Annotated in this window: 20 protein-coding genes; 11 read left to right on the forward strand and 9 right to left on the reverse strand. The window is 64.9% G+C overall.

The features are described from left to right. Positions 1-6 precede the first annotated feature (6 nt). The 5 genes from HHL14_RS19765 (at position 7) to HHL14_RS19785 (ending at position 4775) form a co-directional block, all read left to right on the forward strand. Entirely contained in the window at positions 7-1272 is a 1266-nt protein-coding gene (locus HHL14_RS19765; RefSeq protein ID WP_169499308.1) for an ATP-grasp domain-containing protein, read from the forward strand. Next, positions 1269-2474: an MFS transporter gene (locus tag HHL14_RS19770; protein ID WP_169499309.1), complete on the forward strand. Its 1206-nt coding sequence runs from the start codon at positions 1269-1271 to the stop codon at positions 2472-2474. Before HHL14_RS19765 ends, HHL14_RS19770 begins: the two co-directional genes overlap by 4 nt. Positions 2475-2724: 250 nt before the next feature. Next, the gene (locus HHL14_RS32870) at positions 2725-3495 is read left to right on the forward strand and encodes a hypothetical protein (RefSeq protein WP_206002417.1); all 771 of its coding nucleotides are present in this window, start codon (positions 2725-2727) and stop codon (positions 3493-3495) included. Continuing rightward, positions 3492-3971, forward strand: a complete 480-nt coding sequence (locus tag HHL14_RS19780) for a hypothetical protein (protein ID WP_169499310.1) — start codon at positions 3492-3494, stop codon at positions 3969-3971. The genes HHL14_RS32870 and HHL14_RS19780 overlap by 4 nt, the downstream gene beginning before the upstream one ends. A gap of 561 nt (positions 3972-4532) precedes the next feature. Then, entirely contained in the window at positions 4533-4775 is a 243-nt protein-coding gene (locus HHL14_RS19785) for a hypothetical protein (protein WP_169499311.1), read from the forward strand. 229 nt (positions 4776-5004) lie between these two features. On the opposite strand, the gene rng is transcribed toward HHL14_RS19785, so the two are convergent. The 9 genes from rng to upp form a co-directional block, all read right to left on the reverse strand. After that, positions 5005-6474, reverse strand: coding sequence for a ribonuclease G (rng, locus tag HHL14_RS19790; RefSeq protein ID WP_169499312.1), 1470 nt, complete (start codon positions 6472-6474; stop codon positions 5005-5007). A 9-nt stretch (positions 6475-6483) separates the two neighbouring features. After that, positions 6484-7113 carry a Maf family protein gene (locus HHL14_RS19795; RefSeq protein WP_169499313.1) on the reverse strand — a complete coding sequence of 210 codons (630 nt, stop codon included), beginning with the start codon at positions 7111-7113 and terminating at the stop codon, positions 6484-6486. Positions 7114-7550: 437 nt separating this feature from the next. Next, positions 7551-8021: a 23S rRNA (pseudouridine(1915)-N(3))-methyltransferase RlmH gene (gene rlmH, locus HHL14_RS19800; RefSeq protein ID WP_169499314.1), complete on the reverse strand. Its 471-nt coding sequence runs from the start codon at positions 8019-8021 to the stop codon at positions 7551-7553. A 19-nt stretch (positions 8022-8040) separates the two neighbouring features. Then, a complete protein-coding gene (gene rsfS / locus HHL14_RS19805; RefSeq protein ID WP_169499315.1) occupies positions 8041-8496 on the reverse strand; it encodes a ribosome silencing factor in 456 nt (151 codons plus the stop codon). Positions 8497-8500: 4 nt separating this feature from the next. After that, positions 8501-9196: a nicotinate-nucleotide adenylyltransferase gene (locus HHL14_RS19810; RefSeq protein WP_230413142.1), complete on the reverse strand. Its 696-nt coding sequence runs from the start codon at positions 9194-9196 to the stop codon at positions 8501-8503. Positions 9197-9266: 70 nt separating this feature from the next. Next, positions 9267-10190: an oxygen-dependent coproporphyrinogen oxidase gene (gene hemF, locus HHL14_RS19815; protein ID WP_169499316.1), complete on the reverse strand. Its 924-nt coding sequence runs from the start codon at positions 10188-10190 to the stop codon at positions 9267-9269. 303 nt (positions 10191-10493) lie between these two features. Beyond that, positions 10494-11789 carry a phosphoribosylamine--glycine ligase gene (purD, locus tag HHL14_RS19820; protein WP_169499317.1) on the reverse strand — a complete coding sequence of 432 codons (1296 nt, stop codon included), beginning with the start codon at positions 11787-11789 and terminating at the stop codon, positions 10494-10496. Positions 11790-11928: 139 nt separating this feature from the next. Beyond that, entirely contained in the window at positions 11929-12657 is a 729-nt protein-coding gene (locus tag HHL14_RS19825; protein WP_169499318.1) for a YebC/PmpR family DNA-binding transcriptional regulator, read from the reverse strand. Between the two features lie 624 nt (positions 12658-13281). Further along, on the reverse strand, positions 13282-13932 hold the full coding sequence (gene upp / locus HHL14_RS19830; protein WP_169499319.1) for a uracil phosphoribosyltransferase: 651 nt from the start codon (positions 13930-13932) through the stop codon (positions 13282-13284). Between the two features lie 383 nt (positions 13933-14315). Here upp and HHL14_RS19835 point away from each other — a divergent pair, with 383 nt between their 5' ends. The 6 genes from HHL14_RS19835 to kdpA all read left to right on the forward strand — a co-directional run bounded on the left by HHL14_RS19835 (position 14316) and on the right by kdpA (position 19008). Next, entirely contained in the window at positions 14316-15095 is a 780-nt protein-coding gene (locus HHL14_RS19835) for an SDR family oxidoreductase (protein ID WP_169499320.1), read from the forward strand. Between the two features lie 119 nt (positions 15096-15214). Then, positions 15215-15604 (forward strand): methylglyoxal synthase, encoded by a 390-nt coding sequence (locus HHL14_RS19840; RefSeq protein WP_169499321.1) that lies wholly within the window; start codon positions 15215-15217, stop codon positions 15602-15604. Between the two features lie 171 nt (positions 15605-15775). Continuing rightward, a complete protein-coding gene (locus tag HHL14_RS19845) occupies positions 15776-16750 on the forward strand; it encodes a quinone oxidoreductase family protein (RefSeq protein ID WP_169499396.1) in 975 nt (324 codons plus the stop codon). Positions 16751-17003: 253 nt separating this feature from the next. Next, complete coding sequence (locus HHL14_RS19850) at positions 17004-17117, forward strand: potassium ABC transporter ATPase (RefSeq protein ID WP_169499322.1); 114 nt, start codon at positions 17004-17006, stop codon at positions 17115-17117. Continuing rightward, entirely contained in the window at positions 17114-17206 is a 93-nt protein-coding gene (gene kdpF, locus HHL14_RS19855; RefSeq protein ID WP_027197179.1) for a K(+)-transporting ATPase subunit F, read from the forward strand. The genes HHL14_RS19850 and kdpF overlap by 4 nt, the downstream gene beginning before the upstream one ends. After that, positions 17203-19008 carry a potassium-transporting ATPase subunit KdpA gene (gene kdpA / locus HHL14_RS19860; RefSeq protein ID WP_169499323.1) on the forward strand — a complete coding sequence of 602 codons (1806 nt, stop codon included), beginning with the start codon at positions 17203-17205 and terminating at the stop codon, positions 19006-19008. The genes kdpF and kdpA overlap by 4 nt, the downstream gene beginning before the upstream one ends. Positions 19009-19045: the final 37 nt, after the last annotated feature.

The following is a 19045-nucleotide window of genomic DNA, read 5'->3' on the forward strand; positions in this document are numbered from 1 at the left end:
AGGCTAATGAAAATCCTGATCCTGCATCGTATTCCCTATCAGAAGATCGATTATCACCGCGGCATCGATCACGAGCGCCACGACGTCGTCTACTTTGGCAAGAAGGAGGCGCTTCTCACGCTACCCGCTGCGTTGCGCTGCACGGCGGTCGAACGTCCGGGTGTAGCCTCTGCCCTCGATGAAGCGAGGCAATGGCTGCAGGCCAATCCACAGCATTTCGATCGAGTGATCTCGCTGTCGGAATACGAATTGCTCGATGCGGCTCATCTGCGCGAATGGCTCGACGTGCCCGGCGCGCCGGTTGAGCAGGTGCGGCTCGCGCGCGACAAGATGTTGATGAAGGAAGCGGTGGCACGCGCGGGGCTTCGCGTGCCGCGCTTTCTGTCGCTACCGGAATTTCTCGCCTCGGGCGGGCGCGCGCCATGGCAACCGGCGACCGTGCTCAAGCCGCATAGCGGCGCGTCGAGCGAGGACGTCGTCATTTTCCCGACCGCAGCCGAAGCCTTCGATGCGCTCGTTGCCAGGCGCTCGGGCGTGGTGTCGCTGGACACGTCGCAAGGCGATCCGAGCGGATACGAGGTCGAAGAATTCATCAGTGGTCCGATCCTTCATTTCGATGGCCTCGTCGACAACGGCCAGGTCACGGTGATGACCGCAAGTGAATACGTCGGCAATTGCCTGCTGTTCGCGAACGGACATCCGCTCGGCTCCTATCACTATCCGCTCGACGACGAAGAGCGCGAATGGGTGTGCAGCGCCTTGCGCGCAACGGGGATCAATAGCGGCAGCTTTCACCTTGAAGCGATCCGGCATGGCGAAGATCTGGTGTTTCTGGAAGTGGCGAATCGCGTTGGCGGGGCGGATGTCGTCAGGACCTTCGAGTTGGCCACGGGCATTCATTTGCCGTCGCAGGAGCTGAAGATCTTCATGAACGAAGCCGCTTATGCATCCGTGGCACCCGTGTCCGTTCGAGCGAACGACCGGTGGCATGGCTGGTTCGTCTATCCCGGTCACCATCTGAGCGACGAGTCGAATCCCGGCGTCGTCGGTACGGATGCGTTCCGGTATAGCGAGTCCATGGTCCATTGGCACGAGCTCGAGCAAGGCGCCGTGCTCAAGCGTCATATCACCTATCAGGCGCACGAGGTTCCGTTGGCCGGCGTCGTCGTCACCACCAGCGCGCAAACAACGCGCGCATGGATGAAGACGCTGTTCGACTCGGTTTCATATCGCACCACGACTTTGCCGCGCCACGCTGCGGAGGTTCAATGAATCTGTTTTTACTGGCTACGTTCGTCTATCGCTTTGCCAACGGTCTGCTGTTTCTGGCGGTCGCGTGGAGTCTGGTTCGCTCGGGCGACGGCGGCGCGATGCCGCTGGCGTTGTCCGCGATTGGCGGCTTCGTGCCGGCCGTGGTGGCCGCGCCGTTCGCGCGGCGACTGCTCGAGCGGGTCGATACCTGCAAGCTGACGCTGTGGGGCATAGCTGGGCTCTGCGTTTGCGCGTTGTCGTTCGTACCGCTGCTGCACGTTCCTTTCGCCGTGTTGGCGACCAACTTCGTCGTGCTGTCGATATTTTTTCTGCTCGAAGGCGCATGGGATGCGCTGCTGGCCGTCATCGCCAACGGTCTTCCGTCGGCTCAAGGCGATAAGCTCAATTCGCGCCAAAGCGCCGCGACCCAGGCGGGGCTCATGCTCGGCGGACTGCCGCTCGGCCTGCTGATCCGGACGGGGGGGAGCGCGGCGCCGTTTGTTGCCGCGGCAGGTCTGTACGTGATCGCGTTGTTGCTCTTCGCGCTGCCCGCGCTGCGCCGCGTCACGAAAAGCGCTCAGCGGAAAAATGCGGACCAGACGAACGCGGCACGCACCGCCGATTCCGACACGCAAGCGATCAAGCCCGCGTGGACCACGCTGGCGACGCTGGCACTCGTGTGGCCTTGCCTCACGCTCGTGAACATGGTGATGCCGCTCGTAGCGAATAGCCAGGGGGGCGGTACGGTCGAGCACGCGGCTGTGCTCGACGCGTCGATCGGACTTGGAATGGCGTGCATCGGCGTCGCGTACGAAAAGCTGATGCGTTTGCCTGTGCGCTCGCAAAAGTACACGATCCTCGTGGCGCTCGTGTTTATTCCGCTACCGTTCTTCGCTCTGCTGGCGATGTCTTACTGGCTGCCGGTGTTGGGCATCGCGTTCTTTCTATGCGGCGTCGGATTCGGCATGCTGCGCGTTAGCGTGCGCAAGCAGCTGATCGCGACCCAGCCCGCGCATCGTGTGGGGCAGATCGTCGCTTCGTGCAATGCCTATGGCTTTCCGGTACTTGCGCTGCTCGCGCTGCTGTATGCGCGTAGCTGGCAGCTGGGGCCTTTTGTTCCTTTGGCAGCGTTTTTTGCGATTGCGGTTATCGGTGGCGCGACGTTGCTGGGCAAACCGGTGCGCGAGCGCATTCGAGCGGGGGTCACGACGGACGTCGGCTAACGCGTATTCATCGTGTTTCGCTGTAGTGAAGCGTATTAAAGGAGTCTCCTGTCCGAACAATTACCGCCTTCGGTATGTGGAGGATGGGAGGCGAACCCGGCGGCGCGTGAGTGGTGCAGCGTGGCCGCGCCGGCGCGCGAATGACTGTTATCTATTGTTGCGGTTCTATCGATCTGTCGCCTGCCCTGTGCTACATATACCCGCTGCGAGTCGATCTAAAGAGCGTGCATGGTGATGGATTTACAAACCGATGGCGATTGACTTCAAAGTCGGCGCCAACCGAAGCTTCACGCTCTACTCGCGCCACGAGTATCGAGGGAACGCTTCAGGCAACGAGGTGCGTTCCGGCCAGCAGCTCATTGCCTCCGCAAGCGCGCGGGAGCTTACGCATGACACGCGCCAGTTACCGCGGCTCGTCGAGTTCCTGCGCGATGCACGCGTCGGCGCGACAGCGGGCGGCGCTGCACCGGAACAACTCTTGCGGGCGCTACAGGCTGCCGTCGAGCGCGGCGATGTAATTGCCGTCGCATTGAAGCCGTTCGCCTCGCCTCGAAGCACCGCGCCTGTTCAGCAGGAGATCCGGCCGTACTATGAGACCGTCACGCCGTCCCAACTCGTCGGACGCACGCAGCCGGTCGTGCGTACCGCGCGTTCGCCCGAACGCCCTAAATTGCCGCGCCTGCCCGCCGAAGATGGCCTTGCGATCTGGTTCGCCCGTCCCGGCGACGTGCTGCCGGATGGAACCATCGCCACGCCCGTATCAATGCCGCTCGGTGATGCGCAGCCATTCGACTATCAGCCCGATATGCCGGATGGCGATGTGGAAGAGCTGGCGGGCGGCGATGGCCGACCAGGGAACAACCAGGCGCAGAACAAACAATTCAAGGCCGTAGTGAAGGCGCTTGGCTTGAGTCAGGACCAGGCACGGCAGCTTCACGACGACATACAGGATGATGAGCCGATGAACTATCACGGCTTGCTTGACAGTGCGCGGAGTCTATTTGGAGGCCAGGACGAATGAATGAGCGGGGTTACCTCGAGCGGCAACTCTCGGCGCTGGTGGGACTCGATCTCAGCGGAGTCGGTTATGCGGCAGACATGCTTACGCTTCAATTTGGTCCGATCAGAGAGGCACCATCGCGACGCGGGACTATCAGGCACATAGGCCTATGGGCGTTGCATGTTCAATGTGATTGGAGGCTTGAGCAGGGCGGCCGCGTGCTGGCGTCCTACGCAGACTTTGCGATATCGGAGGACAGTATTCGGGAAACCGCACTGAGGATGCGAGAGATTGTATCGAGCAGATCGACTGCGGTTGAAAGTGTTGCTGTCGATGACAGAGCGGGCGTGATGCTTTTCCTGTCGCACGGTTTTCGCCTTGTCGTCGCGCCGAACGGTGCTGAGGACGATGAGGACTGGCGTTTTTTCGCGCCGGGTGTGCATGGTCTCCACCTTGTCATTGAAGGCGGCAGGATCGTGCCGGAGTCGTTCGACTGAGATGCGATCCACGGTCAGCCCGAATGCGCAGTGTTAGTGAGCCTGCGCGAATCTCACATCAGCACAATATGTCGGCGTGTTTAAGGGAATCGCTCGCCAGCGGGCGCACACGGCGACAGGGTTTCTGGTTGGCCATAACCGTGACGAGGGCGCGCCGGTCTCCCTGCTCCCTTGGTGAATCGATATGACAGAAGAAGTATTGAAGGCGTGGGGCTACTTCCACGATTGGTAGCTGGACGGCGTGACGGTTGGTCCGAACGTTGAACCCCGGACGCTGACGCTTGGTCTCTACCTTGGGCATAGGCGAGCGCTCGTCAGGTTCAACGGTGTCACATGCGTTTCGGTTGGGCACTTTGGCTTGCTGAATATCGTCCTCGGGGTCCATGTCGTTGCACCCGGTGACGCGAAGCACACTCGGGCCAGTAAGGTGCTTGAGGCCGGCGAGCGGCTAACGCACAGAAGGGCCGCGATGTTGGTTTGCGTCTATTCGACGCTGGGCGCGGAATTCGCCATTGAATGTGACTCGCTAGAGGTTCGAGAGACCGAAAGCGGCCCAATCCTGTGAGCGCGAAACGGAAGCAGGCTCGCCTGGCCGGCGAGCTGGGACGCTTCGTCCAGCAATACGGCCGCAAGGCACGTCCGGGCGGCCTTGACCCGAACGACCGCCGATACGACAGGAAGGTCGAGAAGGCGATGCGGGCGCTGCGCCCGGACGAGCTTTCTGAGCTCCTGTCTGGCGATGGCGATGAGCTCTTGCAGCCGGAAGCGACTGGCCACACGGTCGAGATTGACGAATACCGCTAGTGCGGGAACGAAGGAAAGAACAAGTGGAAATCGAAATACATGCTGGCGCGCGCCAACCCTGCCCGCTTTATGCGTGCGGGCAATAGCGGGGCAAGCCGACGGACGAGGTAGCGCTGACGGGCCGGGGCCATCGCTTATCTGGCAATGCTTCCGATTGGTAGCCAGGGCGACTACCGGACTGACGGGGCTTTGAGCGGTGTTAATGAACCGGATTGATCCGGTCCGATCCCTACATCAACACAATATCGTACTGCTCCTGACTCAAATTCGACTCCACCTGCAACGACACCGGCTTGCCGATGAAATCGATCAACATCGCCAGATGTTGCGATTCTTCCTCGAGAAACAGATCGATCACCTGCTGCGACGCGACTACGCGAAACTCGCGCGGATTGAACTGCCGCGACTCGCGCAGAATTTCGCGCAGCACGTCGTAACAGACCGTCCGTGCCGTCTTCACCTGCCCCTTGCCCTGGCAAACCGGGCAGGGTTCGCATAGCACATGCGCGAGCGACTCGCGCGTGCGCTTGCGCGTCATCTCGACGAGCCCAAGCTGCGAGAAGCCATTGACGGTCACCCGCGTGCGATCGCGCGACAGCGCCTTCTTCAGTTCCCCCAGCACCTGGTCGCGATGCTCGACATTCTCCATATCGATGAAATCGATGATGATCACGCCGCCCAGATTGCGCAGCCGCAATTGCCGCGCGATCGTGTGCGCCGCTTCGAGGTTGGTCTTGAAGATCGTGTCGTCGAAATTGCGCGCGCCGACGTAGCCGCCGGTATTCACGTCGATCGTGGTCATCGCCTCGGTCTGATCGATCACGAGGTAGCCGCCCGACTTCAGGTCGACGCGCCGCGACAGTGCGCGCTGAATTTCCGCTTCGATGTTGTACAGATCGAATAGCGGCCGCTCGCCGGTGTAGTGATGCAGCTTCGACGACACCGCCGGCGTGAACTCCGCCGCGAAGTCGGCGAGCATCTGATGCGTCTCGCGCGAGTCGACCTGGATGCGCGACGTTTCGTCGTTGACGAAATCGCGCAGCACGCGCTGCGCGAGATTCAGATCCTGGTAGAGCAGGCTGGTGGGCGGCATGCGCTGCCCCTGCGACAGAATCGTCGCCCACGTCTTGCGCAGATACGCGACGTCGGCGGCGAGCTCTTCGCTCGTCGCATCTTCGGCGATCGTGCGCACGATGTAGCCGCCTTTTTCATCGGCGGGCAGCACGGCGGTCAGACGCGCGCGCACGGCCTCGCGTTCGGCTTCGCTCTCGATCTTCTGCGAGATGCCGATATGCGGCTCCTGCGGCAGATAGACGAGCGTGCGCCCGGCGATGCTCACCTGCGTGGAGAGCCGCGCGCCCTTGGTACCGATCGGATCCTTGACGACCTGCACCATCAGCGTCTGACCTTCGAAGACGATTTTCTCGATCGGCTGATGCGGTGTTTGATGTTGCGCTTCGCCCGCGATGCGCGGATGCCAGATGTCGGCGACATGAAGGAACGCGGCGCGTTCTAGGCCGATGTCGATGAACGCCGATTGCATGCCCGGCAGCACACGCACAACCTTGCCGAGATAGACATTGCCGACGCGCCCACGCGACAGCGTTCGTTCGACATGAAGTTCCTGGACGGCGCCCTGTTGAACGAGCGCGACGCGCGTTTCCTGCGGCGTGACATTGATCAGGATTTCTTCATTCATGATGTTGTTCTAGAAGTCGATGCGCGCTGCACGCAGGAGGGCAGCGGTTTCAAAAAGCGGCAAACCCATGATACCCGAATAGGACCCGTCGATATGCTCTATAAACTCCGCCGCGCGTCCCTGCACGCCATACGCGCCGGCCTTGCCGAGCGGCTCGCCGCTCGCCGCGTAGCGCCGTAACGCATCTGCGTGCAGCGCAGCAAAACGCACCTTCGACACCGACAGCGCGGCGGGCAGCAACGTGCCGTCGGCGTCGATCACCGCGATGGCGGTTAGCACTTCGTGGCTGCGGCCCGCGAGGCGCGCGAGCATCGCGACCGCGTCGTCGGCATCGACGGGCTTGCCGAGAATCGCGTCGTCGATCGTGACGGTGGTGTCGGCCACGAGGATCGGCCGTGCCGCGTGCCCGCCATCGACGAGCCGCGCGCGCGCCGCATGCGCCTTCGCAATGCACACGCGCTGCACGTAGTCGCGCGCGTGCTCGCCGGGCAGTTCCGCTTCGAGCGCTTCGGCGTCTTCATCGGGACGCGGCAGCAGCAGTTCGAAACGCACGCCGAGCTGTTGCAGCAACTCCTGGCGGCGCGGACTTTGCGAGGCGAGATAGACGAACGGATGCAGCGAAGCGGAAGACGTTGGCATGAATGGGTCTCGATGGAACGGAGGCGGCTGATGCGACGGCGATGTGTGTAATGGGCGCGAAGCGCGAGCGTGGATGAAGGGGCGAAGCGGGCGCGGCTCCGGTGAAGCAGGGTATCGAACCAGAAGGTGTCGAACCAATATGTGGAACCGCGCGTCGATACGCTGCGAGCACATGGTTAGGCACCGCACGTGCGCGCAGATCGTTGCATGAAACGCCGCGCAGCGCAAATGCGCAGGCGCAAATACGCCGCCACAGCGCTGGCAAATAACCGGCGCATCACCGGCGCGCTATGTGCAATGGGATCGATCGGAGAGCGGGCAACGCGTTGCCGTGGCCAGCAGGAGGCAACGCACGACGGACAACGCATGTCAGCGCCGCGCGGGCCGCTCGCTGTGCGATACACGCCGTGCCACGCATCGCTTCATACGCCGACGGCTTACGCGCGGTGATACGGGTGGTTTTGCGTGATGGTCCACGCGCGGTAAAGCTGCTCGGCGAGCAGCACGCGCACCATCGCATGCGGCAGCGTCAGACTCGACACGCGCAGCATCATGTCGGCGCGTGCCTTCAGCTCGGGGTCGAGCCCATCCGCGCCGCCGATCAGAAAGGCCACGTCGCGGCCGTCCTGCTGCCAGCTGGGCAGCGCGCCCGCGAGTTGCATCGTGGTCCAGTCCTTGCCGCGTTCGTCGAGCGCGACGATGCGCGCGTTCTTCGGCAACGCGGCTTCGATCCTCTGACGCTCGGCGGCCATCACGCTTTCGGCCGACCGTCCCGACGAGCGCTGCTCAGGCTTGAGCTCACGCAACTCGATGCGCAGCTCGGGCGGCATGCGCTTCGCGTACTCGTCGAAGCCGGTCGCGATCCAGTCGGGCATCTTGTGGCCGACCGCGAGGATATGCAGTTTCATCGCGAGAGGAGCGAGCGTCTTACTTGCGACGCGCGGCGGTCTTGCGCGCGGGCTTCGCGGCCGGCGCTTCCTCGTCGTCTTCGTCTTCCTCGTCGCCCTCGCTCGCGTGTGCGCCGCCGAACGGGCTCGGCGTCGACAGCTTGACGCGCACCGGCTTGTCGCCCCAGATTTCCTCGAGGTTGTAGTACTGGCGCAGCGCCGGCTGCAGGATGTGGACGATTGCGTCGCCGCAATCGACCAGCACCCATTCGCCGATGTCTTCGCCCTCGGTGCTGACGATCTCGCCGCCGGCTTCCTTCACGCTTTCGCGCACGCTCGACGCGAGCGCCTTGGTTTGCCGGTTCGACGTACCGCTCGCGACGATCACGCGATCGAACAGCGAGGTCAGGTGGGTGGTGTTGAACACCTTGATGTCTTGCGCCTTGACGTCTTCGAGAGCGTCGACGATCACGCGCTGCAGTTTGCGAATATCCATGGAGTTACCGGTGGTACAGATGATGTTGAAGAATATAGTCCCACACCGCGGCGGGGACATGACTCGCGGCCTGATCCTGCTGCTGCGCCTCGCCGCCCGCGTGGGCGAGGCGGCGTTCGACCTGCTCGCGCAGATGCGCTCGAATTTCGGTGGCCGACACGTTGAACGCGAGCGTCGTGTCGATCAGCAGATGACCGCATGGCGTTGCCTGCAGCACGTCGGCGCTCGCGCGACGTGCTGCGATTTCCTCGGCGACCGCGGCCGGGATCGACGCGAGGTCGAAGCCGGGCCGCGTGGCCACGCCGATATGCGCAAGCTCGAACAGGCGCCGCCAGTCGCGCCACGTGTCGAGATGCACCAGTTGATCCGCGCCGATCAGTAGCGTGATCGACGCGTCGTCGCCTTCGCGCTCGCGCCAGCGCCGCAAGGTATCGACCGTGTAGGTCGGGCCGTCGTGCTCGATCTCGTCGGTGGCGACGCGCACGCTTGCGCCCGGCAGCGTCAGCGACGCGGCGGCCGCGCGCGTCATCGCCAGCCGGTGCTGGGCCGGCGACACGCCCGCTTTCTGCCACGGCTGGCCGGCCGGCAGCAGCACCAGTTCGGTCAGCCGCAACACGTCGGCGAAGCGCCGCGCGAGCGCGAGGTGGCCGTCGTGGATCGGATCGAAAGTGCCGCCGAGCAGACCGATCCGGCGAGGCAGGGCGACAGGGTGAGCGTTCGGCTTCAGGTGCAGATCCTTTGTCGTGACCGTAGGCGGGGCGGACGGCGCGTCACGCCCACTCGCGCGGCACGAGAAAATCGCTATACAAACGTGCTTCCGGTGTGCCCGGCTCGGGCTGCCAGTCGTAGCGCCAGTTCACCACGGGCGGCATCGACATCAGGATCGATTCGGTGCGTCCGCCGCTTTGCAGTCCAAATAGTGTGCCACGGTCGAAGACCAGATTGAACTCGACGTAGCGGCCGCGCCGGTATGCCTGGAACGCGCGCTCGGCTTCACCGTACGGCGTATTGCGGCGCCGCTCGATGATCGGCAGGTAGGCCTTCAGGAAACCCTCGCCGACGCTCTTGACCATCGCGAACGCTTGCTCGAAGCCGGAGGCCGAGAAATCGTCGAAGAAAATTCCGCCGATGCCGCGCGGCTCGTTGCGATGCTTGAGGAAAAAGTATTCGTCGCACCAGCGCTTGAAGCGCGGGTACAGGTCCGCGCCGTAGGGTGCGAGCGCGTCGCGGCAGACCTGATGGAAATGCCGCGCGTCTTCCTCGTAGCCGTAGTAGGGCGTCAGGTCCATGCCGCCGCCGAACCAGAACACCGGCTCTTCGCCTTCCTTCGTCGCGACGAGCAGGCGCACGTTCATGTGCACGGTCGGGCAATGCGGATTGTGCGGGTGCAGCACGAGCGACACGCCCATTGCTTCGAAGCCGCGCCCGGCCAGTTGGGGGCGCGTGGCGCTCGCCGAGCCCGGTAGCGCGTCGCCGGCGACGTCCGAGAAACCGATGCCCGCGCGCTCGAAGAACTGTCCGCCTTCGAGAATTCGCGTGACGCCGCCGCCGCGCAGCTTCTCGCCCGGCGCGCGTTGCCACGCGTCGGTCGCGAATGCGGTGCCGTCGAACGCGCCGAGGGTGTCCGCGATGTGCGTTTGCAGGCCTTGCAGCCAGCTGCGCACGGCCTGTGCGTCGTAGCTCGAATTGCTCATGAATGCAGGTGCTGAGGGCGGCACGCTCGTCGCGCCGCGGGTTGTTCGAAAGAGGGCGATGGCCACGGACGCGTCGGCGGGAAGCCGGCGCGGGCCGGATGCGCCGCTGAAGCGGAGCGTGGCGGCCGGTGTTGCCGATGCCGCCCGTGCGTTGTTACCGCGCGCCGTGGCGATTCGCCAGACCAGCCCGCGCCCACCCGTCGCGACGCGCGCGCAAGACGCAGTGTAGCGCCCGCGGCGTCACCGCCCTGCGCCGGCCGGTCCAGGCGGGCTCAAGCAGGCGAGGGCGGCGCGAGACGCTTATTACTTGCCGTCGGTGCGCGCGTCGAGCTTGCGATTGAGCGCGCGATAGCCGATGTCGCGGCGATACTGCATGCCGTCGAAGGCGATCTGGTTGATCGTTTCGTAGGCGGCCGCCTGCGCGGTGCGCACCGAATCCGCCAGACCGACGACGCACAGCACGCGTCCGCCCGAGGTGGTGAGCTTGCCGTCCGTCAGCGTGGTGCCGGCGTGGAACGTGACCGAATCCGCGGTTTCGGCGGGGATGCCGTTGATGCGGTCGCCCTTTCGCGGCGTGTCCGGATAGTTGTGCGCGGCCAGCACGACGCCGAGCGCGGTGCGGCGGTCCCATTCGAGCTCAACGGTATCCAGCGTGCCGGCGATCGCGTGTTCGACCACTTTCGAATAGTCGCCCTTCAGACGCGCCATGATCGGCTGCGTTTCGGGGTCGCCCATCCGGCAGTTGAATTCGAGCGTCTTCGGGTTGCCTTGCGCGTCGATCATCAGACCGGCGTACAGGAAGCCGGTGTAGCGGATGCCTTCCTTCTCCATGCCGCGCACGGTCGGCAGGATGATTTCGCGCATCACGCGTGCGTGCAGCTGCGGCGTGACGATCGGCGCGGGCGAGTAGGCGCCCATGCCGCCCGTGTTCGGGCCCTGGTCGCCGTCGAGCAGACGCTTGTGATCCTGGCTCGACGCGAGCGCGAGCACGTGCTTGCCGTCGACCATCACGATGAAGCTCGCTTCCTCGCCGGCGAGGAATTCCTCGATCACGACGCGCGCGCCGGCATCGCCGAGCTTGTTGTCCGACAGCATCATGTCGACCGCGGTGTGCGCTTCTTCCAGCGTCATCGCGACCACCACGCCCTTGCCGGCCGCGAGGCCGTCGGCCTTGATCACGATCGGTGCGCCCTTGGCGTCCAGATACGCGTGCGCGGCGGTGGCGTCGGCGAAGGTTTCGTATTCGGCGGTCGGAATGCCGTGGCGCTTCATGAACGCCTTCGCGAAGTCCTTCGAGCTTTCGAGCTGCGCGGCTTCCTTCGTGGGGCCGAAAATCTTCAGGCCGCGCGAGCGGAACAGGTTGACGATGCCCGCCGCGAGCGGCGCTTCCGGCCCGACCAGCGTGAAGGCGATCTGCTCCTGCTCGACGAAATCCGCGAGCGCGGCCGGCTCGGTGATGTCGAGATTGCGCAGACGTTCATCCTGAGCGGTGCCGCCGTTGCCCGGCGCAACGTAGACGAGCTGGACCCGCGGCGATTGCGCGAGCTTCCATGCGAGCGCATGTTCGCGACCGCCGGAACCGACGACGAGTAACTTCATGTGAATCCCCGAGACTTGAAAATCATAAACGGCTGGGCGAGGCGCCCAGCCGTGCAATAAACCATCAACTGCGTGGGCCGGCGAGGCCCGGATCCGGCGCCGCGGCGCGATCTGCGCGTCACGCGGGGCCGGTGCGCCGTCATTCGTCGGCGATCGACGCGTTCGTATAGACGTCCTGCACGTCGTCCAGATTCTCCAGCGCGTCGAGCAGTTTCTGCATCTTCGCCGCGTCGTCGCCGGTGAACTCGACTTCGTTCTGCGGCTTCATTGTGACTTCGGCCAGTTCGGCCTTGAAGCCCGCCGCTTCCAGTGCTGCCTTCACCTTCGAGAAATCGTGCGGCGGGCACAGCACTTCGATGCTGCCGTCTTCGTTCGTGACGACGTCGTCCGCGCCGGCTTCGAGCGCGGCTTCCATCAGCGTGTCTTCGGCGGTGCCGGGGGCGAACAGGAACTGGCCGACGTGATCGAACATGAACGCCACGGAGCCGTCCGTGCCCATGTTGCCGCCGTTCTTCGAGAACGCGTGGCGCACTTCGGCGACCGTGCGGGTGCGGTTGTCGGTCAGCGTGTCGACGATCACCGCCGCGCCGCCGATGCCGTAGCCTTCGTAGCGGATTTCCTCGTAGTTCGCGCCGTCCACGCCGCCGACACCGCGCTGGATCGCGCGGTTGATGTTGTCTTTCGGCATGTTGGCGTCGTACGCCTTTTCGACGGCGAGCCGCAGACGCGGATTCGAGTCGATTTCGCCGCCGCCCATGCGTGCCGCGACCTGGATTTCCTTGATGAGCCGCGTCCAGACCTTGCCGCGCTTGGCATCGGCCGCTGCTTTCTTATGCTTGATGTTGGCCCATTTCGAATGACCCGCCATACTTTTCTCCGTCGCGCGCGCCGCCGGGGCGCACGCATAGTGCAATTGTCGTCGCGATGTCGGGCGCCGGTGAGTCGCGCCGCGATGTCGAATCGTCCTGAAAGGCTGCCGGCGGGTCATCGTCCCCACCCGTTGGCAACCTGTCCGTCATGGCCGGCCCGCTCGGGGCTGGCCGCCATGCCGGCCGCCTGTTCCGGCCGCTTGCTTCGGCCACTCGTGCCGCCGACCGCTCGTGCCACGCTTGTGCCGACGACTGATACCGGTCGCTCGTCCCGACAGAACCCGGCCGTTCTCGCGCTCCTTGCCGCTTGCGCGCCGCCTGAATGCGTGGATGCCGGTTCAGACCTGGCCGGCCCGGCCAGGCGGGGCGGCAGGTGGCAGCACGGTTGGGGCAGGCGGCTTGCCGGCGAACGTGGCGCCGGTCGGACAGGCGCCGCGACGACGCGCGTTGCGCCTGGCGAGGTTGCAGGCAGTGGTGCGAGTGATCGTGCGGGTCTGGCCGCTCGTCGAGAGCGTCCTCAAGCGGATTTGAATTTTATCACGCCGCGCCCGCGCGGCAGAGGGGCTGTGGCATGGCGGCCCGCCCCCAATGCGTGGGGGCGGGCGTTGCGCTAGTTCTTTTCGTCAGTTCTTGGTGCCGAACAGCCGGTCGCCCGCGTCGCCGAGGCCCGGCACGATATACGCGTGCTCGTTCAGATGCGAGTCGAGCGACGCGACGAACAGCTTGACGTCCGGGTGGGCGTCCTGGAACACCTGCACGCCCTCGGGCGCGGCGACCAGCGCGAGGAACATGATGTTCTCGCCGGCGACGTTGCGGCGCTTGAGCACGTCGACCGCGTGCACGGCCGAGTAGCCGGTCGCGACCATCGGATCGCACAGGATGAACACGCGGTCCTCGAGGTCCGGCAGCCGCACCAGGTATTCGACCGGCCGGTGGTCTTCCGCGCGATACACGCCGATGTGGCCGACCCGCGCCGACGGCACCAGCTCGAGCAGGCCGTCGGACATGCCGACGCCCGCGCGCAGCACCGGCACGATCGCGAGCTTCTTGCCGGCGATCACCGGCGCGTCGATGTCGACGAGCGGGGTGGTGATGCGGCGGGTGGTCATCGGCAGATTGCGGGTGATTTCGTAGCCCATCAGCAGCGTGATCTCGCGCAGCAGGTCGCGGAACGTGCGCGTCGAGGTGTCCCGGTCGCGCATGTGCGAGAGCTTGTGCTGGATCAGCGGGTGATCGAGGATGAAAAGATTGGGAAAACGGCTGTCCTGGGTCATGGCGGGGCTCGCGCGTGGCGGCAAGGTGGATCGGTTCGGCGCGCTTTGCGTCGCTTTTCGTGCGTGCCGTCCATGCAAGGAGGGCTGGCGGAGAAAAGCGCGGGGCGCGCCACGCCGCAAGTTTACCGAAAGAGTGCCGCCACGCGATACCTGAGATTGCCGCCACGTTGTGGCTACTTCACTGCCACTTCGCCGCCGCGCCAACGCAACGGCGCCGCAAGGTCACCGCAACCGCGCCGTAATGTCACCGCAACCGCAACCGCCATCGCATCATGGCATTGCAGCAACGTGCCACAGTCCGCCCCCGATTCTTCTAGAATCGGGGAAAACTTTCGCAACGCCCGCGCGCACCGGCGCCGGGACTTCGCCACGAGGACATCACCATGGACATGGGAATTGCAGGACGTACCGCGCTCGTTTGCGCGGCGAGTAAGGGTTTGGGACGCGGCTGCGCGGAAGCGCTCGCCGCCGAGGGCGTCAATCTGACCATCGTCGCGCGCACCGCCGAGACGCTCGAGGCCACCGCCGCGGAAATCCGCAAGCAGAGCGGCGTCGAGGTCAAGACCGTCGCGTGCGACATCACCACGCCCGAGGGTCGCGCCGCGGCGCTCGCCGCCTGTCCGCAGCCGGACATTCTCGTCAACAACGCGGGCGGCCCGCCGCCGGGCGATTTCCGCAAGTTCACGCACGACGACTGGATTCGCGCGCTGGAAGCCAACATGCTGACGCCGATCGAGCTGATCCGTCAGACCATCGACACGATGAGCGCGCGCGGTTTCGGGCGTATCGTCAATATCACGAGCTCGGCGGTGAAGGCGCCGATCGACGTGCTGGGTCTGTCGAACGGCGCGCGCTCGGGGCTGACCGGTTTTGTCGCGGGCCTCGCGCGCAAGGTCGCGCCGACCGGCGTGACGATCAACAATCTGCTGCCGGGCCTGTTCGACACCGACCGCATCGCCGTCACCTTCGAGGCGCAGGCGAAGAGCTACAACATTTCCGTCGACGAAGCGCGCCAGCAGCGCATGCAGACGATCCCCGCCGGGCGTTTCGGCACGCGCGACGAATTCGGCCGCGCCTGCGCGTTCCTGTGCAGCGCGCATGCGGGTTACATCACCGGGCAGAACTGGCTGATCGACGGCGGCGCGTATCCGGGCACGTATTGAGGCGCTCGGGAGGCATTTGGGAGGCGCATCGGCGCGCCGCGCAGGCAATGCGCCCGCGCGGTGCGCATCACACCCCATCACAACAACGATAGTCACAACGGTTTGAGGAGTCTTACGTCATGAGCACCCGCATTGCGTTGATCGCGCACGATCACAAGAAGGACGACATCGTCAAACTGGCCGGCGAGTATGTCGACACGCTCAGGCGCTGCGACATCATCGCGACCGGCACGACCGGCGGACGCATCAGCGACGCGCATGGGCTGCAGGTCGAACGTATGCTGTCCGGGCCGCACGGCGGCGACCTGCAGATCGGCGCGCAACTCGCCGAAGGGCGCGTCGACATGGTGATCTTCCTGCGCGACCCGATGACGCCGCAGCCGCACGAGCCGGACATCAACGCGCTGGTGCGCGCGTGCGACGTGCACAACATTCCGTGCGCGACCAACATCTCGACCGCGCGCATGGTGCTCGACGTGCTGACGCTGCGCCTGAAAGGCGCGGCCTGACGGCGCGGCGGCCCGCGGCGCCCGCAGCCGAAGGCGCGGCAAAGGTGCCGAGAACGTGCCGCAAAGGAGCCGCAAAGGAGCCGCCAACGTGCGGCGCCGCACTGGCGATCACCGCGCGCCGCGCCCAGGCTTCCGCATGAACCCATACCCCAATTCGATCAAGGAGACATGATGGTCAAGGCAATCCGATTCGATAAAACCGGCGGCCCCGACGTGATGAAATGGGTCGACGTCGAAGTAGGCGAACCCGGCGCGGGCGAGATCCGCATCCGTCAGACGGCGGTCGGTCTCAACTATATCGACGTGTATTTCCGCACCGGCCTCTATCCGCTGCCGCTGCCGGGCGGCCTCGGCATGGAGGCCGCCGGCGAGGTCGTCGCGCTCGGCGCGGGCGTGAGCGACCTGAAGGTCGGCGATCGCGTCGCCTATGTTGGGCGTCCGCCCGGCGCGTATGCGCAGGAGCGCGTGCTGCCGGCCGCGCAGGTCGTCAGGCTGCCCGATGCGGTCAGCGACGAGCAGGCCGCGTCGGTGATGCTGCAAGGTTTGACCGCGCAGTATCTGCTGCGCCGCACCTATCGCGTGAAGGCCGGCGACACGATCCTGATCCAGGCCGCGGCGGGCGGCGTCGGTCTGCTGGTGTGCCAGTGGGCGAAGGCGCTCGGCGCGACCGTGATCGGCACGGTCGGCTCCGACGAGAAAGCCGAGATCGCGAAAGCGCACGGCTGCGATCACGCGATCGTCTACACGCGCGAGAACTTCACGAAACGCGTGCGCGAGATCACCAACGGCGCGGGCGTGCCGGTCGTCTACGATTCGATCGGCAAGGACACCTTCGAGAAGTCGCTCGACTGCCTCGCGCCGCTCGGGCTCTTCGTCAGCTTCGGCAATGCGTCGGGACCGTTGCCGCCGATCGATTCGTCGGAATTCGCCGGACGCGGCTCGCTGTTCTTCACGCGCCCGACGCTCTTCACCTACATGGCCAAACGCGCGGACTACGAGTCGATGGCCGCCGAGCTGTTCGACGTGCTGGGCTCGGGCAAGGTCAAGACGAGCATCAATCAGCGTTATGCGCTGTCGGACGTGGGGCAGGCGCATGCGGACCTCGAAGGGCGTCGCACGACCGGCTCGACGATTCTGTTGCCGTAAGGACGAACCGGGCTACCTGAAAGCCGACCGAGACCACTGCTGCAAGCAGCCGATACAGACAGCTCGAGCAGTCGCTACAGGCAACCGCGAAAACCTCTCGACCAGGGCCGCGCCACCGCAAGGTGGCGCGGCCCTATGCTTTTTGCGCACGGTTTTACGCGTTTTTTACGCACGATCCATCATCTTTGACCAGACCTTTAGGCCGATCGGCATACCGTTCGATTCATCCAAAGTCCGTCAATGGAGAACAAGAATGGATGTGCTGTATGTGGGGGGGCTGGTGCTGTTTGCCGTGCTGACCTTTGGACTGATCGGCGGCTGCGAGAAGCTGATGCAGTTCCGTCGTGGACAGGGAGCACGCTCATGACCTGGATGCTGTGGCTGGCCGGCGCGTGCACCGCGCTGCTTTTCGTCTATCTGGTCTATGCGTTGCTGCGCGCGGAGGACATCGAATGAACGCGAACAATGTCCTGCAGGCAACGCTTTTCATCGTCGTGCTGCTGGCTGCCGCGGTGCCGGTGTCCCGCTATATCGGTGGGGTGATGGACGGCAGCTCGCGCGTGCTGCGCGTGGGCGCGCCGTTCGAAAAGCTGCTGTACCGCATCGCGGGCGTCGATCCGACGGCGGAAATGAGCTGGAAGCATTACGCGATCGCCACGATCGCGTTCAACGTGTTCGGCGCGGCGTTCCTGTACGTGCTGCTGCGCGTGCAGGGCTGGCTGCCGGGCAACCCGCAGCAGTTCGGCGCGATGTCGGTCGACAGCGCGTTCAACACCGCGGTCAGCTTCGTCACCAACACCAACTGGCAGGACTACACGCCCGAGCAGGCGGTCAGCTATCTGACGCAGATGCTCGGCATGACCGTGCAGAACTTCCTGTCGGCGGCGACCGGCATCGTCGTCGTGATCGCGCTGATTCGCGGCTTTGCGCGGCATAGCGCGCAGACCATCGGCAACTTCTGGGTCGATATCACGCGCGTGACGATGTACGTGCTGATCCCGATGGCGGCGATCATCGCGGCGCTGCTGATGAGCCAGGGCGTGATCCAGAACTTCAAGGCGTACCAGGATGTGCCGACGCTGCAGACCACCACCTACGCCGCGCCGAAGCTCGACGCGCAAGGCAATCCGGTCAAGGACGCGAACGGCAATCCGGTGACGGTCGACACCCAGGTGAAGACGCAGACCATCGCGATGGGCCCGGTTGCGTCGCAGGAAGCGATCAAGATGCTCGGCACCAACGGCGGCGGCTTCTTCAACGGCAACTCCGCGCATCCGTACGAAAACCCGACGCCGTTCTCGAACATGCTGCAGATCTTCTCGATCCTGATCATTCCGGCCGCGCTCGCGCTCGTGTTCGGTCGCGTGATCGGCGATCGTCGGCAGGGCGTGGCGGTGCTCGCGGCGATGACGATCGCGTTCGGCGTGTGCGTGTTCGGCGAGATCAGCGCGGAGCAGGGCGGCAATCCGGCCTTCACCGCGCTCAACGTCGATCAGTCCGCGAACGCGCTGCAATCGGGCGGCAATGCGGAAGGCAAGGAAACCCGCTTCGGCATCGCCCAGTCGGGCATCTTCACGGTCGCGACCACGGCGGCATCGTGCGGCGCGGTCGCCAATACGCACGACTCGCTGACGCCGATCGGCGGCCTGTTCCCGATGCTACTGATGCAGCTCGGCGAAGTGATTTTCGGCGGCGTCGGCTCGGGCCTGTACGGGATGCTGGTGTTCGCGCTGCTCGCGGTGTTCGTCGCGGGGCTGATGATCGGCCGTACTCCTGAGTATGTCGGCAAGAAGATCGAGGCGTACGAGATGAAGATGGTGTCGATCGTCGTGCTGCTCACGCCGCTGCTGGTGCTGGTCGGTACCTCGATCGCGGTGCTCACCGAAGCCGGCCGCGCGGGGATTTCCAACCCCGGCGCGCACGGCTTCTCCGAAATCCTCTACGCGTTCAGCTCGGTCGCGAACAACAACGGCAGCGCGTTCGCGGGTCTGTCGGTGAACACGCCGTTCTACAACTGGCTGACCGGCATCGCGATGTGGTTCGGACGCTTCGGCACGATCGTGCCGGTGCTGGCGATCGCCGGCTCGCTCGCGTCGAAGAAGCGCATCGGCGTGACTGGCGGCACGCTGCCGACGCATGGACCGCTGTTCGTCGTGCTGCTGCTTGGCACCGTGCTGCTGGTCGGCGCGCTGACCTATGTGCCGGCACTCGCGCTCGGTCCGGGCGTCGAGCATCTGATGATGATGGGCGCGCATTGACGCGGCCTTTTTCGAATCGGACTGAACCGAACCAGCG

The organism is Paraburkholderia antibiotica (assembly GCF_012927125.1).
Lineage (GTDB): Bacteria > Pseudomonadota > Gammaproteobacteria > Burkholderiales > Burkholderiaceae > Paraburkholderia > Paraburkholderia antibiotica.

Coding starts and splice junctions, on each gene's coding strand:
- HHL14_RS19765 (WP_169499308.1), top strand. CDS start 7: ATGAAAATCCTGATCCTGCATCGTATTCCCTATCAGAAGATCGATTAT.
- HHL14_RS19770 (WP_169499309.1), top strand. CDS start 1,269: ATGAATCTGTTTTTACTGGCTACGTTCGTCTATCGCTTTGCCAACGGT.
- HHL14_RS32870 (WP_206002417.1), top strand. CDS start 2,725: ATGGCGATTGACTTCAAAGTCGGCGCCAACCGAAGCTTCACGCTCTAC.
- HHL14_RS19780 (WP_169499310.1), top strand. CDS start 3,492: ATGAATGAGCGGGGTTACCTCGAGCGGCAACTCTCGGCGCTGGTGGGA.
- rng (WP_169499312.1), bottom strand. CDS start 6,474: ATGAATGAAGAAATCCTGATCAATGTCACGCCGCAGGAAACGCGCGTC.
- HHL14_RS19795 (WP_169499313.1), bottom strand. CDS start 7,113: ATGCCAACGTCTTCCGCTTCGCTGCATCCGTTCGTCTATCTCGCCTCG.
- rlmH (WP_169499314.1), bottom strand. CDS start 8,021: ATGAAACTGCATATCCTCGCGGTCGGCCACAAGATGCCCGACTGGATC.
- rsfS (WP_169499315.1), bottom strand. CDS start 8,496: ATGGATATTCGCAAACTGCAGCGCGTGATCGTCGACGCTCTCGAAGAC.
- hemF (WP_169499316.1), bottom strand. CDS start 10,190: ATGAGCAATTCGAGCTACGACGCACAGGCCGTGCGCAGCTGGCTGCAA.
- purD (WP_169499317.1), bottom strand. CDS start 11,789: ATGAAGTTACTCGTCGTCGGTTCCGGCGGTCGCGAACATGCGCTCGCA.
- HHL14_RS19825 (WP_169499318.1), bottom strand. CDS start 12,657: ATGGCGGGTCATTCGAAATGGGCCAACATCAAGCATAAGAAAGCAGCG.
- upp (WP_169499319.1), bottom strand. CDS start 13,932: ATGACCCAGGACAGCCGTTTTCCCAATCTTTTCATCCTCGATCACCCG.
- HHL14_RS19835 (WP_169499320.1), top strand. CDS start 14,316: ATGGACATGGGAATTGCAGGACGTACCGCGCTCGTTTGCGCGGCGAGT.
- HHL14_RS19840 (WP_169499321.1), top strand. CDS start 15,215: ATGAGCACCCGCATTGCGTTGATCGCGCACGATCACAAGAAGGACGAC.
- HHL14_RS19845 (WP_169499396.1), top strand. CDS start 15,776: ATGGTCAAGGCAATCCGATTCGATAAAACCGGCGGCCCCGACGTGATG.
- HHL14_RS19850 (WP_169499322.1), top strand. CDS start 17,004: ATGGATGTGCTGTATGTGGGGGGGCTGGTGCTGTTTGCCGTGCTGACC.
- kdpF (WP_027197179.1), top strand. CDS start 17,114: ATGACCTGGATGCTGTGGCTGGCCGGCGCGTGCACCGCGCTGCTTTTC.
- kdpA (WP_169499323.1), top strand. CDS start 17,203: ATGAACGCGAACAATGTCCTGCAGGCAACGCTTTTCATCGTCGTGCTG.